The sequence below is a fragment of the Variovorax sp. P4_B10 genome (assembly GCF_056402375.1).
Genome location: NZ_JBFUHN010000118.1, coordinates 1 through 15,035, shown reverse-complemented (window position 1 = coordinate 15,035; position 15,035 = coordinate 1). Strand labels below are relative to the sequence as shown.

11 protein-coding genes are annotated in these 15,035 nt (G+C 64.7%); 4 read left to right on the top strand and 7 right to left on the bottom strand.

What is annotated here, in order from left to right; genetic code table 11:
• The first annotated feature begins 90 nt into the window (after positions 1 to 90).
• Together AC1DXX_RS31150 and AC1DXX_RS31145 are read left to right on the top strand one after the other, a co-directional pair.
• Positions 91 to 2,676 (top strand): bifunctional aconitate hydratase 2/2-methylisocitrate dehydratase, encoded by a 2,586-nt coding sequence (locus tag AC1DXX_RS31150; protein ID WP_478138068.1) that lies wholly within the window; start codon positions 91 to 93, stop codon positions 2,674 to 2,676.
• A gap of 168 nt (positions 2,677 to 2,844) precedes the next feature.
• On the top strand, positions 2,845 to 5,097 hold the full coding sequence (locus AC1DXX_RS31145; protein ID WP_478138067.1) for an acyl-CoA dehydrogenase: 2,253 nt from the start codon (positions 2,845 to 2,847) through the stop codon (positions 5,095 to 5,097).
• Here the strand turns inward: AC1DXX_RS31145 and AC1DXX_RS31140 are convergent.
• Complete coding sequence (locus AC1DXX_RS31140; RefSeq protein WP_478138066.1) at positions 5,003 to 5,848, bottom strand: helix-turn-helix domain-containing protein; 846 nt, start codon at positions 5,846 to 5,848, stop codon at positions 5,003 to 5,005. The genes AC1DXX_RS31145 and AC1DXX_RS31140 overlap by 95 nt on opposite strands.
• Before the next feature lie 131 nt (positions 5,849 to 5,979).
• Between AC1DXX_RS31140 and AC1DXX_RS31135 the strand changes: the two genes are divergently transcribed.
• Both AC1DXX_RS31135 and AC1DXX_RS31130 read left to right on the top strand, forming a co-directional pair.
• Positions 5,980 to 6,393 (top strand): hypothetical protein, encoded by a 414-nt coding sequence (locus AC1DXX_RS31135; RefSeq protein WP_478138065.1) that lies wholly within the window; start codon positions 5,980 to 5,982, stop codon positions 6,391 to 6,393.
• A gap of 308 nt (positions 6,394 to 6,701) precedes the next feature.
• Positions 6,702 to 9,569, top strand: coding sequence for an aconitate hydratase (locus AC1DXX_RS31130; RefSeq protein WP_478138064.1), 2,868 nt, complete (start codon positions 6,702 to 6,704; stop codon positions 9,567 to 9,569).
• A 19-nt stretch (positions 9,570 to 9,588) separates the two neighbouring features.
• On the opposite strand, the gene AC1DXX_RS31125 is transcribed toward AC1DXX_RS31130, so the two are convergent.
• The 6 genes from AC1DXX_RS31125 to AC1DXX_RS31100 all read right to left on the bottom strand — a co-directional run.
• Entirely contained in the window at positions 9,589 to 10,113 is a 525-nt protein-coding gene (locus tag AC1DXX_RS31125; RefSeq protein WP_478138063.1) for a type IV secretory system conjugative DNA transfer family protein, read from the bottom strand.
• Between the two features lie 35 nt (positions 10,114 to 10,148).
• Positions 10,149 to 11,756, bottom strand: coding sequence for an XVIPCD domain-containing protein (locus AC1DXX_RS31120; protein ID WP_478138062.1), 1,608 nt, complete (start codon positions 11,754 to 11,756; stop codon positions 10,149 to 10,151).
• 44 nt (positions 11,757 to 11,800) lie between these two features.
• Positions 11,801 to 12,556 carry a hypothetical protein gene (locus tag AC1DXX_RS31115; RefSeq protein ID WP_478138061.1) on the bottom strand — a complete coding sequence of 252 codons (756 nt, stop codon included), beginning with the start codon at positions 12,554 to 12,556 and terminating at the stop codon, positions 11,801 to 11,803.
• Between the two features lie 81 nt (positions 12,557 to 12,637).
• Positions 12,638 to 13,141, bottom strand: a complete 504-nt coding sequence (locus tag AC1DXX_RS31110) for a DUF4189 domain-containing protein (protein WP_478138060.1) — start codon at positions 13,139 to 13,141, stop codon at positions 12,638 to 12,640.
• Positions 13,141 to 14,331 carry a TrbL/VirB6 family protein gene (locus AC1DXX_RS31105; RefSeq protein WP_478138059.1) on the bottom strand — a complete coding sequence of 397 codons (1,191 nt, stop codon included), beginning with the start codon at positions 14,329 to 14,331 and terminating at the stop codon, positions 13,141 to 13,143. Before AC1DXX_RS31105 ends, AC1DXX_RS31110 begins: the two co-directional genes overlap by 1 nt.
• 119 nt (positions 14,332 to 14,450) lie before the next feature.
• Positions 14,451 to 15,035: XVIPCD domain-containing protein (locus tag AC1DXX_RS31100; protein ID WP_478138058.1), on the bottom strand; the 585-nt coding region annotated here is incomplete at its 5' end.

The following is a 15,035-nucleotide window of genomic DNA, read 5'->3' as shown; positions in this document are numbered from 1 at the left end:
GCCAAGAAGTAAGAGCCCCCACCAGGGATGCGGCGCGGCTCTTGCTTGCCGCGCTGCATGCCCGCCAGTCCAGTTTCCGGAGAAAAGAAGATGTTGCAAGCCTACGTTGACCATGTTGCCGAACGCGCCGCGCTCGGTATCCCGCCGCTGCCCCTGAGCGCGAAGCAGACCTCTGAAGCGATCGAGCTCCTCAAGAGCGCGAACGAAAAAGACGGCGCCTTCCTGCTCGACCTGCTCACCTATCGCGTGCCCGCCGGCGTCGACGACGCGGCCAAGGTCAAGGCGAGCTACCTCGCAGCCGTGGCGCATGGCACCGAAAAGAGCGCTTTCATCTCGCGCGCCCGCGCCACCGAACTGCTCGGCACCATGCTCGGCGGCTACAACATCAGCCCGATGATCGACCTGCTCGACGACGCCGAAGTCGGCGCCGTGGCGGCCGAGGGCCTGAAGAAGACCCTGTTGATGTTCGACCAGTTCCACGACGTCAAGGAAAAGGCCGACAAGGGCAATGCCAACGCCAAGGGCGTGCTGCAAAGCTGGGCCGACGCCGAGTGGTTCACGAGCCGCCCCGAAGTGCCCGAGAGCATCACCGTCAGCATCTTCAAGGTGGCCGGCGAAATCAACACCGACGACCTGTCCCCCGCACCCGACGCGACCACGCGTCCTGACATTCCGATGCACGCGCTCGCGATGCACAAGAACGCGCGCCCCGGCATCGTTCCCGAAGAAGACGGCAAGCGCGGCCCGGTGAAGTTCATCGAAGACCTGCGCGCCCGCGGCCACCTCGTGGCCTACGCCGGCGACGTGGTCGGCACGGGTTCGTCGCGCAAGAGCGCCACCAACTCGGTGCTGTGGTTCACCGGCGAAGACATTCCCTTCGTGCCGAACAAGCGCTTCGGCGGCGTCTGCCTCGGCGGCAAGATCGCGCCGATCTTCTACAACACGATGGAAGACTCGGGCGCACTGCCCATCGAGCTCGACGTGGCGCAGATGAACATGGGCGACGTGGTCGAGCTGCGTCCCTACGAAGGCAAGGCACTGAAGGACGGCAAGGTCATTGCCGAATTCCAGGTCAAGAGCGAGGTGCTGTTCGACGAAGTGCGCGCCGGCGGCCGCATTCCGCTGATCATCGGCCGCGGTCTCACGGCCAAGGCGCGCGAGGCGCTGGGCCTGCCGGTGTCCACGCTGTTCCGCCTGCCGACCAGCCCGGTCGACACCAAGAAGGGCTACTCGCTCGCACAGAAGATGGTCGGCCGCGCCTGCGGTCTGCCGGAAGGCCAGGGCGTTCGCCCGGGCACGTACTGCGAACCCAAGATGACCTCGGTCGGCTCGCAGGACACCACCGGCCCGATGACGCGCGACGAGCTGAAGGACCTGGCCTGCCTGGGCTTCTCGGCCGATCTCGTGATGCAGTCGTTCTGCCACACGGCGGCGTATCCGAAGAAGGTCGACGTCAAGATGCACCATGAACTCCCCGAGTTCATGGCCAACCGCGGCGGCGTCTCGCTGCGTCCGGGCGACGGCGTGATCCACAGCTGGCTCAACCGCCTGCTGACGCCCGACACCGTCGGCACCGGCGGCGACAGCCACACCCGTTTCCCGATCGGCATCAGCTTCCCTGCAGGCTCCGGCCTCGTGGCCTTCGCCGCAGCCACCGGCGTGATGCCGCTGGACATGCCCGAATCGGTGCTCGTGCGCTTCAAGGGCAAGATGCAGCCCGGCGTCACGCTGCGCGACCTGGTCAATGCCATTCCGCTGTACGCCATCAAGAGCGGTCTGCTGACGGTCGAGAAGAAGGGCAAGAAGAACATCTTCTCGGGCCGCATCCTCGAAATCGAAGGCCTGCCGGACCTGAAGGTCGAACAGGCCTTCGAACTGAGCGACGCCTCGGCCGAGCGCTCGGCCGCCGGCTGCACGGTGCACCTGAACAAGGAACCGATCATCGAGTACATCAACAGCAACATCACGCTGATGAAGTGGATGATTGCCGAAGGCTATGCCGACGCCCGCACGCTGGCACGCCGCATCGCCGCGCAGGAAGCCTGGCTTGCGGACCCGCAGCTGCTCAAGGGCGATGCCGACGCCGACTACGCCGCCGTCATCGAGATCGACCTGGCCGAGATCCACGAACCCATCGTGGCCTGCCCGAACGACCCGGACGACGTGAAGACGCTGAGCGACGTGGCCGGTGCCGTGATCGACGAAGTGTTCATCGGCTCGTGCATGACCAACATCGGCCACTTCCGCGCCGCGTCGAAGCTGCTCGAAGGCAAGCGCGACATCCCGGTCAAGCTGTGGATCGCACCGCCGACCAAGATGGATGCGCAACAGCTCACCGAAGAAGGCCACTACGGCGTGTTCGGCAATGCCGGCGCCCGCACCGAAATGCCGGGCTGCTCGCTGTGCATGGGCAACCAGGCCCAGGTGCGCGAAGGCGCAACGGTGATGTCGACCAGCACCCGCAACTTCCCCAACCGCCTGGGCAAGAACACCAACGTGTACCTCGGCTCGGCCGAGCTGGCCGCCATCTGCTCGCGCCTCGGTCGCATCCCGACCCGGGAAGAGTACATGGCAGCGACCGGCGTGCTCGACGCGTCGAGCGCGCAGATCTACCAGTACCTGAACTTCGACAAGATCGACGACTACAAGGGTGTGGCGGACGCAGTCGCGGCCTGATCTCCCTGGCGCACCAACGAAAAGCCCCGCTTCGGCGGGGCTTTTTTGTGCGCGTTGCGCGACGGCCTCCGACATGCAGGAACGCCCTTGACCGGCTGTGTGCGGGCGTCGCGAAGCCCAAGAATGGTGTCAATCGATCCGCGCGTGCGCCGCGGCGAAGGAGACACCATGCCTCTGGCTTCCCTGATCGGCCGATGGGCCATGCAGCCCTTCTCGAAGGCACTGCCGCCGCTGGGCGACACCGAGCGCGCGGCGCTCGAGGCCGGCACCGTCGGGTTCGAGGGCCAGCTCTTCGCGGGCCGGCCGGACTTCGATGCGCTCGCCGCCAAGGGGCCGAACCAGCTCACCGGACGCGAGCAGGCCTTTCTCGATCGCGAGGTGCGCACGCTCTGCCGCATGCTCGACGAGCACGCCATCGACGAGGCGCACGACCTGCCGCCCGAGGTCTGGCGCTACCTGCGAGAGAAGCGTTTCTTCGGAATGATCATCCCCGAGGCGTTCGGCGGCCTCGGCTTCGGCCATTACGCGCACGCCACGGTGGTGACGCGCATTGCCACCGTCGACGTGGCCACGGCCGTCACGGTGATGGTGCCCAACTCGCTCGGCCCGGCCGAGCTGCTGCTGCGCTACGGCACCGATGCGCAGAAGGACCACTACCTGCCGCGCCTCGCCGATGGCCGCGAGCTGCCGTGCTTCGGGCTGACGTCGCCCTACGCCGGTTCCGATGCCGCATCCATCCCCGATCGCGGCGTGGTGGTCGAGCGCGAGTTCAACGGCAAGCCGACCCGCGGCTTCCTGGTCGATTTCGACAAGCGCTACATCACGCTCGCGCCTGTGGCCACCGTGGTGGGCCTGGCCTTCCATGCCATCGACGAGAGTCTTCCCGAAGGACGGCGCGAGCTCGGCATCACCTGCGCACTGATTCCCGTGCCGCACGAGGGCATGGAGATCGGCCGGCGCCATCGCCCGATGGACAGCGCCTTCATGAACGGCCCGATCCGCGGCCGCCGGGTCTTCGTGCCCATGGACTGGATCATCGGCGGCGAGAAGCAGGTCGGCCAGGGTTGGCGCATGCTGATGGAATGCCTGGCCACGGGCCGCGCGATCTCGCTGCCCGCGGTCGGCTCGGCCATGCAGCAGACGGCGCTCTACGTGAGCAACGGCTACGGGCAGATCCGCGAGCAGTTCGGTTTGCCTGTCGGCAAGTTCCACGCGGTTGCGGGGCTGATCGCGCAAATGTCCGCCGAGCTCTATGCGAGCGATGCGGCGCGCCGCCTGACGGCTGCGGCGCTCGACAAGGGCGAGCGGCCCAGCGTGGCGGGCGCGATCCTCAAGGTGCAGCTGACCGAAGCAGGGCGCCGCGCGGTCAACCATGGCATGGACATCCTCGGCGGCAAGGGCATCATCTCGGGCCCGTCGAATTTGCTCGGCATCTCTTACCGGCAGGCGCCGATCGCGATCACGGTGGAGGGCGCCAACATCCTCACGCGTGCGCTCATCGTGTTCGGCCAGGGGGCGGTGCGCTGCCATCCGCATGTGCTCGACGAAATGGCGGCCGTGCAGGCGAAGGACGAAGCTGCGCTCGGCAAGGCGTTGATCGCGCACGGCAAGCATGTGGCGGTCAACCTGTGGCACAGCCTGTTCGGCGCGCCGGTGCTCGGCGAACCGCCCGAAGCACTGGCCCGAGAGGCGCGGCTCATCGCGCGCATGAGCGCCAAGTACGCGCTCACCGCCGACCTTGCCATGGGCCTGCTCGGCGGCAAGCTCAAGCGCATGGAGCTGCTGTCGGCGCGCCTGGGCGACGTGCTGGCGCATCTGTATCTGGCGAGCGCCTGCGTCTGGCGCTATCGCGTCGATGCGGCGCCCGAGCTGCTGCCGTTCGCGCAGGCGGCGATCCGGCTGCAGCTCGACGAGGCCGGCAGGATTCTGCGCGACCTCTATGCCAACCTGCCGACCGCAGGCCGGCGCGTGATCGGTGCGCTGGTGCTGCGCCGCACGGCCCACCTTGCGCCGTTGCGCGATGTGCAATTGATGGCGCTGGCCGACCTGTTGCGCGCGAACCCGCGCATCGTCAAGCACCTGGTGCCCGACCTCAGCGAGCCCGCGGCCGGCGGCTTGCGCGACCTGATGCATGCGATGGAACTTGGCGCGCAGCTCGGCGACACGACCGCCGCGCTCAACAAGGTGCTGCGCCGCACGAACTCGCTGGAGGAAGCGGCGCGTTCGGCGCCCGACCCTGCACTCGCCCTGGCCTACCTGCGGGCGGCCGACAAGGTCATCCAGGTGGACGACTTCGAAGGCCCCGCGGCGCAGGAGCGCCCGGATTTCAACCCGCCGGCCGTGCCGCCATCGCCGTCAGCGCCGCCGCCGTCTGCGCATCGGCCGGAAAGAACGACTCCACCGCCAGTTCCTGCAACGTGACGTCGACCGGCGTGCCGAAGATCGTCGTGGTGCTGATGAAGCTCAGCACGCCGTTCGGCGTGACGAGCTGAAAGGGCACCACCACGCCCGACAGCTCCGCGTCGGTCGCGGGCGCGTCGTGGCTCACGTTGGGGGTGGGGAAGGCCTCGAGTTCGTCGTGCAGCGCCTGCAGCACGGCGTCGCCTGTCGCGGCAATCTGCTGCTGCAGCCGTTCGAGGAGGTGGGCGCGCCACTGTGCGAGGTTGGCGATGCGCGAGGCCAGCCCGTCGGGGTGCAGGCTCAGCCGCAGCACGTTGATGGGCGCCTGCACCAGTTCCGGCGCCGCACCGGCCATCAGCAGCGGCACGAGCGCGTTGTGCGCCACCAGGTTCCAGTGGCGGTCCACAGCCAGCGCGGGAAAGGGTTCGTGGCCCTTCAGCACCAGATCCACCGCGCGCCGGGCGGAAGCCAGGGCCGGGTCGTCCAGCGAGCGCTGCCGGTACATGGGCGCGAAGCCGGCCGCCACCAGCAGCGCATTGCGCTCGCGCAGCGGCACTTCGAGCCGCTCGGCCAGCCGCAGCACCATCTCGCGGCTGGGCGCGGCGCGGCCGGTTTCCACATAGCTCAGGTGGCGGGTCGAGACCTCGGCTTCCTGCGCCAGGTCGAGCTGGCTCAGGCGGCGGTGGGTGCGCCAGTGCCGCAGATGGGCGCCGAACGGATCGCGCGCGCCGGGCTGGCTGGCCTTGGACGAATGGGGGCGGGTGGTGTTCATGGCCGCATTTTGGCGCGGCGGCGGCGCGGCGCCATGACCTCCCAGGTCATCGACGCGATGCACGCCCGCCGGAATCATTGGCTCCAACGCGGCAGGACTGGCTTGCGGCGTATCCACCGAAGGAGATTCTCATGTCCGTCTTTGCTTCCCCCCGCTTCCTGCCCAACGTGATGTGGGCCGACGCCGCCTCCTGCGCCGCAACCGGTGCGCTGCAGGTGGCATTCACCGGCGCACTGGCCCGCCTGACCGGGCTGCCGGCGGCGCTGTTGATGGGCACCGGAGTGTTCCTGCTGGCGTACGCGGCGGCCGCCGCCTTCATGGCCAGCCGCAGCACGCCGCCGCGCACGCTGATCGGTCTCGTGGTCGTCGGCAATTTCGGCTGGGCCGTGGCTTGCGCGGTCTTGCTGGTCGGTGGCGCTTTCCCTGTCACTGCGCTGGGCACGGCCTGGGTGATCGCGCAGGCGGTCACCGTGGTGGTGCTGGCCGAGCTTCAATGGACCGGCCTGCGCCGCACTCGGACTCGCGCGGGCATGGCCCTGGCATAAGCCTTCGACGTTCCCGGATAGGGGGGAGATTGGGGGCGCGCTCACGCCGACGGTGTGCTCTGCTCCGCGAATGTCCCCCGGCGCGGCCTAAGGCCGCAGGCCTCCTCCTTTATTTCGCTGCGCAGAGCACATCATCGGCGTGATCGCTCAGCGCAGCGGTTGATCGGCCAGCACAACGACCGCGCCCCGAACAAAAGCCCCCGAATCGACCGCGCACCACGCCATTTCCGAGGAAGCCAGACTACAACAGTTGACATTGATCCCTGCTATCTTTGAGGCGCTTCCACGAAACAAACAGGAGTTCCTCTATGGCCAAAGCACCGGCGCACGCCTTTGCGTCCACCCTCAAGACCTTCAAGACTGCATCGGGGAAAGCCGGCAAATATTGGTCGCTCAAGGAACTGGCGAAGCAATATCCCACCGTCGACCGCTTGCCGGTATCGATCCGCATCGTGCTCGAATCGGTGCTGCGCAATTGCGACGGGCAGAAGGTCACGGCCAAGCACGTCGAGGAACTGGCCCACTGGGCGCCCAACGCGGAGCGCACCGACGAAATTCCCTTTGTCGTCACCCGCGTGGTGCTGCAGGACTTCACCGGCGTGCCGCTGCTGGCCGACCTGGCCGCCATGCGCAGCGTGGCCGCCAAGCTGAACAAGTCGCCCAAGACCATCGAGCCGCTGGTGCCCGTCGACCTCGTGGTCGACCACTCGGTGATGGTCGACTACTACGGCACGTCCAAGGCGCTCGACCTCAACATGAAGCTCGAGTTCCAGCGCAACAACGAGCGCTACCAGTTCATGAAGTGGGGCATGCAGGCCTTCGACACCTTCCGTGTCGTGCCGCCGGGCTTCGGCATCGTCCACCAGGTCAATCTCGAGTACTTCGCACGCGGCGTCTACAAGAGCCCGTACGACAAGGGTGACACGCCCACCTATTACCCCGACTCGCTGGTCGGCACCGACAGCCACACCACCATGATCAACGGCGTCGGCGTGGTCGGCTGGGGCGTGGGCGGCATCGAGGCCGAGGCGGCCATGCTGGGCCAGCCGGTCTACATGCTGACGCCCGACGTGGTGGGCTTCGAGCTCACCGGCAAGCTGCGCGAAGGCGTCACGGCGACCGACCTGGTGCTGTTCGTCACCGCCATCCTGCGGGCCGAAAAAGTGGTGGGCAAGTTCGTCGAATTCTTCGGCCCCGGCGCCGCATCGATCGCCGTGCCCGACCGCGCGACCATCGGCAACATGGCGCCCGAATACGGCGCGACCATGGGCTTCTTCCCGGTCGACGAGATGACCGTGGCGTACTTCGAAGGCACCGGCCGCACCAAGGAAGAGGTCGAGCGCTTCGAGGCCTACTACAAGGCGCAGGGCCTGTTCGGCATGCCCGCCCCGGGCGACATCGACTACACCAAGATCGTCAAGCTCGACCTCGGCACCGTGTCGCCGAGCCTGGCAGGCCCCAAGCGCCCGCAGGACCGCATCGACCTCGGCCACCTGGCCACCAAGTTCTCCGAGCTCTACAGCAAGCCCAACGACGCCAACGGCTTCAACCAGCCGGCCGATAAGCTCAAGGTGCGCTATCCGCTGTTGAAGGCCGGGCAGGGCGACGACAACGAAGCTGCCCCGCCGCCCGCCGGTTCGCCGCGCGATGTGGTCGAGATGGTGGCCAACCGCTCGACCAAGGCTGCTGCGCATACGAGCGCGACGGCGCCCTCCGCGCCCAAGGGCGAGGTCACCATCGGCAACGGCGACGTGCTGATCGCGGCCATCACCTCGTGCACCAACACCTCGAACCCGAGCGTGATGCTCGCGGCCGGCCTGCTGGCCAAGAAGGCGGTGGAGGCGGGCCTCACGGTCAAGCCGCACGTCAAGACCTCGCTCGCGCCCGGCTCGCGCATCGTCACCGAATACCTCGAGAAGGCGGGCCTCCTGCCGTACCTCGAAAAGCTCGGCTTCTACCTCGCAGGCTACGGCTGCACCACTTGCATCGGCAATGCCGGCGACCTGACGCCCGAGATCAACGAGGCTATCACCAAGAACGACCTGATCGGCGCGGCCGTGCTCTCGGGCAACCGCAACTTCGAGGCGCGCATCCATCCGAACCTGAAGGCCAACTTCCTCGCATCGCCGCCGCTGGTGGTCGCATTCGCCATTGCCGGCAACGTGATGACCGACCTGATGACCGAGCCCGTCGGCAAGGGCAAGAACGGCAAGGACGTGTACCTCGGCGACATCTGGCCGACGCCGAAGGAGATCGACGAGAACCTGCGCTATGCGATGAACGCCAAGTCGTTCCGCGCCAACTACGAAAAGGTGAAGACCGATCCGGGCAAGTTCTGGAGCAGCATCAAGGGCACGAACGGCCAGGTCTACGACTGGCCCAAGTCGACCTACATCGCCGAGCCGCCGTTCTTCGAGGGCTTCAAGATGGAGCCGCATGCGTCGGACGCCGGCTTCAAGGGCGCGCGCATCATGGCGCTCTTCGGCGACTCGATCACCACCGACCACATCTCGCCGGCCGGCTCGATCAAGGACAGCTCGCCCGCGGGCATCTGGCTCAAGGCGCACGGCGTGCCCAAAGCCGACTTCAACAGCTACGGCTCGCGCCGCGGCAACCACGACGTGATGATGCGCGGCACCTTCGCCAACGTGCGCATCAAGAACCTGATGATTCCGCCGGATGCCAACGGCACGCAGGAAGAGGGCGGCGTCACGCTGTTCCAGCCCGGCAACCAGAAGATGTTCATCTACGACGCCGCCATGAAGTACATGGAACAGGGCGTGCCGACGGTGGTGTTCGGCGGCGAGGAATACGGCACGGGCTCGTCGCGCGACTGGGCTGCCAAGGGCACCCAGTTGCTGGGCATCAAGGCCGTGGTGGCGCGCAGCTTCGAGCGCATCCACCGTGCCAACCTGGTCGGCATGGGCGTGCTGCCGCTGCAGTTCCGCGGCGCCGATTCATGGCAGACGCTGGGCCTCACGGGCGACGAGCAGATCGACGTCGTGATCGGCGGCGAACTCAAGCCGCAGATGGACGTGAAGCTGGTCGTGCACCGCCCCGACGGCATGCACCAGGAGGTGACGGTGCGCCTGCGCATCGACACGCCGATCGAGGTCGACTACTACAAGCACGGGGGCATCCTGCCGTTTGTGCTCAGGCAGTTGCTGGCCAGCTGATGGCGCAAGGGCACCGGTCTCAGATCGACAAGACAGGGATCGGCACCTTTTCTTTCAGCCGCTGCGTGAAGTAGTTGTCCTGGTAGTAGCGGATCTTGTCGCACTTGGCCGGATGCGGAATACCTTCGCAGAGAAAGACCTCCGTGTCCGGCCCCATGGCCTTGAGCTCCTGCGGCAGCATCAGGGCGCAAACTTCGGACTCGCTGCGGCTGGTCTCTCTGCCTCTGGTCACGTTCTGCTTGCGCACGGTGGCCAGGCCATTGATTCCCGAGGCCATGGTGTCGGTGAAGAAGGTCTGGATGCTGGAGCCGCCCAAGGCCATGGTGGAGGCGGCGATCAGGATGAGGGTGGTGCGGCTCGCACTGACCACCAGCCCCATCATCGGCTCGCGCGACTGGCCCGTGAGGATGCGAAAGCCCTGCACCATGATCCAGGCCGTGGTGACGACACTGCGCACACGCGCCTTGGCCCATGTAGCCACCCGGCCAAGCACGTCGAACAGCTCAATTGCGATCGGATTGGCCGGTTGCAGCGAAGTGTCCATGGGCGTTGGCGAGTGATTCGACCTTGAAGCCCGATTCAGCGAGACATGGCCGGAGCCTCTTGCGTCTGGACAGGCGGAGTCACTTGCCGCGCCCGTTGGCTCTGCTGCTGGGCATGCACCTCGGCCGAGGCCTGCGAACTCTGCGCCAGTGGCATGTTCAACGCCGCCACTGTGTCCACAGAGATCACCTTCGAATGTGCGTTTCCGAGCTTGCCCTGTACGGCAATGATCTTGTCGCCGCTGATGCCGCCCAACTCCATCAGGTCGATGCACTTCATGCCGGCGCATTGCGCCTTCACCGCCACGTGGCCTGCGGCGTTGTCGGTCTGGTGATCCGAAGTGCGCCCGAACTTGGCGTCGATCGCCTGCATGCCAGTCCGGGCTTGCTCGAACAGTCGGTTGCCGGGGTGAGCGGGATCCGTGATCTGCGACGGGGCCGGGCGGTTCGGGTCATTGCTCTGCTCGGTCGTCGGTGCTGACTGCCTCTGAACTCCACGCTCTTTGAGCGTAGCGTCGATCGCCTTCAAAGTGGTGGAATCTGTAGTGCCGGTTTCTTTGAGATGGTGCTCATGCTGAAAGGCCTTGAGCGCCTCGCGCGTGTTGCGACCCATGTGGCCATCGGTCGCGAGAGGAGTCTTGTCAGGATTGGTATAGCCCAACTGTCCGAGCTTGGTTTGAATTTCGCCGATGGCGATACTGTGCTTGCCTTGGCGATGGCCATTGGCATGCAGAAACTGATCCTTCACCGTGGCGTAGTCTTTCGCAAAGGCTGAAGTCGGGTCCAGCTTGCCTGGATCCATCGTGGCATTGGCTTTGACGCTGTCCCATGCTCGGTGCAAATCACTTTTCGGATCGGTCCGCTCCAGGCGCAAATAAGTCTCCGTACCTTGGAGAGCGTGCGCAACTCCGTCGTGCACGTACTTGGGATGCTTGTTCAGCCAGGGCTCGATATCCCCCATGCCCTTGATCTCACCCTTGTTGATGCTCTCAACCAGACCATCAACGACTTTGTGAGGCTTGTGGTGCTTCTCGTGCTTCCACACAGCCCCTTCTCCTCCGGTCTGGTTCTCGACTTTCAACGCGATGGTGGCCAACCGAGTTTGGTCCTCGCGCGATGCGTTCTGGTACAGCTGTGTGGCTTGCAACTTGGTAAGCACGCTGTTGGGTCGTGTCAGAAGATTGACTTGACGCTCATCGCGTTCGTGCACGAAGGTCTTGCCGACGTTGGACTTCAAGAACTCATCAAGATGGGATTTGACGGTGGCGTCCAATGCCCGGTTACCGTCGGCTCGAATGGCATTGCCGCTGCGCCCCAGATCGGTGACCGTTTGCTGTTCCTGTTTGCTGTCCAGCACCCAGTCGGAATGATGCGCTTTGGCCCAAGCTTGATAGGCCACGACCAATGGTTGCGCTACCTCGGGGTGTGCGCCCAAATCGGTTTGCAGCGTGCCCAGCGAATAGCCACTGTTCCCTATCGGATTCAGCTTGCCGTCCTTCTCATTGCCGGCAAACGAAAGGTGATTGGAGACATCGCGCCCGCCAATGCTGCCCTCCGAACCCACGCCCACCGCAAAATAGGCCAAGGATCGGGCATCGTCATCGCTCAATGCATTCTTGTCGCTCGGGTTATTCGGATTGTTCATTGGACTACCTCCCTTGTTAAAAACACCGCAGTTTGAAAGGCGGGCTATCTGCCCCTACCGCACAGATGCAGATTGGTTCTCGCGGCCTTGACGATTGCGAGGTATTCGTCCGCCACATCGGGTCGGCCCCAGTCCTGCAATATCTCCTTGTCACTGCGTCGCGCGTCTTTTTGATAGGGCGTCAGCGTGGCGAGGCATTCTTCGCGCTGTCCGTTCTTGTATTGCGTGAGGGCAAAGTCGTTGCGGATCGGACCCAGATCCAGTTCGGTAAGTAAAGAGGTGCAGTTTTTCAGGACAGGTTGCAAGGTCAACAGGGCGCTCCGGTAGTCCCTGCGGGCGTACAACTTCTTGAAGCGGCCACGCGTCTCTTCAACCGTGGCAGGAAAGCATGCGGGATTCGCATCATGCAAATACTCGCCATCGAAACTCCCGCTCAGACCGCAAAACTGCCGGCAGGCTTCGACCGTTTCGGCTTTTAGCGCCGACCCGTTGGCAGTCGGATTGAAACGGATGATGCAGGCGTCTTTGCCGTCACGAACGGTGCCAATGTGCCCCTTGAGTACGCCTTCCAATCCGCTGCAGCCACCCGTAGGTGTGGACTGGGTTTCAACGGAGAAACGGGTTGTCCCGTTCTTGGCGGGCTCAACAACCAGCCACCCCCACCCTTGCTCGGTAGCGTAATAACCGGGTGCGACGCTGCTTGCATCGGTGCCTTGCATTTCGGGCAATGTTTTTTGCGCGGACGCTTGCAGGGACGCCGCACTCAGCATAAATGCAAGAAACCAGGAACTGATTTTCATGTCGTAGTTGGATTAACCGCGAGCAATTTTCTCTGGCGGTGAAGTTGGCAAATTACTAAATGCGAACTGATGTGCATGGCATTACTGAGTCCGCACCGGCAGGCTGCAGGCGGTGTAGTAGGCGTGGCAGTTGGTGAGTCCACCGTCACGACACGTCTTCATGCCTGATGCAACTGCAATATCCACGGTGGCGGCATTGCCTACGTTGTATGCACCGTCGCCTACGACAATCGCGGCACATTGGTTGTCATAGGTAACGTCAATTTTGCAGTTCACACCGCCCTTTGACTGGCAGCCATGCATGGCTGCTTGCGAGGCTTCTCGTTTGCTCCGCATGTCGGTGGCTACGCCCAAAGCGTCATTGGGTCCATCCGTCGCAATTGCCCCCCATCGGCTTTCCCACCGCGGTGCTGGCTGCTGCGGCGCCTGCCGCTGATTCCCATAGCCCGGAATGGGATTGCAACCCTGCCAACCCTGTCCGCCAACAGGGTATTGCCCCGGAGGGCAGTTACCTTCAGCATGCGCGAGACCATTCCAAAGCAACCCTGCAATCATCAACAACAAAGCTCGTGCGAACGTCTCCATCACACCTCTCCATCGACCTTGAGTGCCTTTGGTGGCGGGGGAGCGGATGCGGCTCTGATTTCATCACTAGGTGGCTGTGCCGAGATGCGGTTGGAGCCACCGCCGAGTCCACCAGCGCTACCTCTTTGGTTGGAGGTAGTTGTTTGTGACGTCTGGCTGGCTGGCGGCGTATAAGTCCCTGGCGCCTGCCCCTGCGGCCCGACGCTATTCGGGTTCGTCCCACCATTGACCTGCGCATTCGTTGCAAACTGCCCCATCGTCCCTCCGAAGAACGCCGCCGCCATCGGYGGCGCAGAGATCAGCAACGTCGTCATCAACAACCCGATGCCCCCTTGCTGCATCGCCTGGGTCGTCAGTCCAGCGCTGCCTGCAACGTCCAGCAAGCCGCTGACAGCGCTGGCCGCCCACAAGGCGGCCGCCACGCGCAGCGTCAGATCCAGCACGATCGAGACCATGAAACTGAGCACCGCCATCGAGAACAAGGTACCCAGCCCGTATTTGAGCCAGCTCCAGAACATCTGCTCCGTCACCTTGAACATCAGGCACATGATGAAAATCGGCCCGAACCCGATGAACAGCGCCAGCGCCACCTTGTACATGAGCAGCATGGCCGCAGCCGTCATCGGCGGGCCGGCCACGCCCAGCATGGCGATCAGCGAGGCGCGGCCCGCGGCGGCCACGTTGTCGGCGCTGTTGCTGGCGTTGAGTCCCTGCGCGCCGTCGATGGCGCCCATCGCCATCACGGTGTAGGCCAGGTTCTTGTCGATGACCTTCTCGGGCTTGTCGTTGCTGCCGGTGACCAGGCCATTGATGCCCGAGGCCATGGTGTCGGTGAAGAAGGTCTGGATGCTGGAGCCACCCAGGGCCATGGTGGAGGCGGCGATCAGGATGAGGGTGGTGCGGCTCGCAYTGACCACCAGCCCCATCATCGGCTCGCGCGACTGGCCCGTGAGGATGCGAAAGCCCTGCACCATGATCCAGGCTGTGAACAGCACCAAGACGATCGCGGCGACCGCTGACATCGTGTTGTGCATGAAGTCGTCGCGAAAGGTGTTGATCTTGTCGTCGACCCAAACGTAGATCAGCGCGAAGGCGATCAAGGCGATCGGGATCGTGCACCGCGCCCCGATCGTGTGAAGTCCGCCGACCAGCACCGCCAATGCCCGAACCACGCCAACGAAGTCGCACACGCGCGTACCCGGCCTGTGCAGCAATCCATCCGTCGAACGGTTTGGCCGCTATCGAATGGACAGCCGGTGTTGTGATATTCACGGGCGTCGGCGGGTGATTCGACTTTTGAATGCGAGCCTCAGCGAGACATCGCTGGCGCCGCTTGCTGCGCGGCCTGCTGGTTGTCGTGCTGAGGAGCTTGCTGCTGCGCCTGCTGTACCAGCTGCACGACCGTGAACGCCTGCGAGCTTTGAGCGACCGGCGTGTTCAGCGCCACCATCGTGTCCACATCGACCACCCTGGAGTGCACATGACCCGGTGTGCCCTGCACAGCGATGATCCTGTTGCCATTGCCGCTTGGCTCCACATGGTCGATCTGCTTGAGCCCCTTGGCTTGAGCCTCCACAGCCAGTGCGCCGGCAATGTTCTGGTTTTGCTCGTTCGTTGACGGAATCCTGTGCTCGGCGTTGTACTTTTCCAGGCCCGCCAAAGCTTGCTTGTACAGCGCAGAGTCAGCGAGGCCAGAGCCACCCACCTGCTGCTCCGCCGGGCGGTTCGAGGTGTGCATCTGCCCGGTTATTGGCGGGGTCGTGGGTGCTGCCTGTGTTTGAGCCTCGCGCTCCTTGAGCGTGGCGTCGATGGCCTTCAAGGTGGCGGGGTCTGTGGCACCGGTTTCCTTGAGATGGTGGTCGTGCTGGAAGGCTTTGACGGCACCGTGTGTATG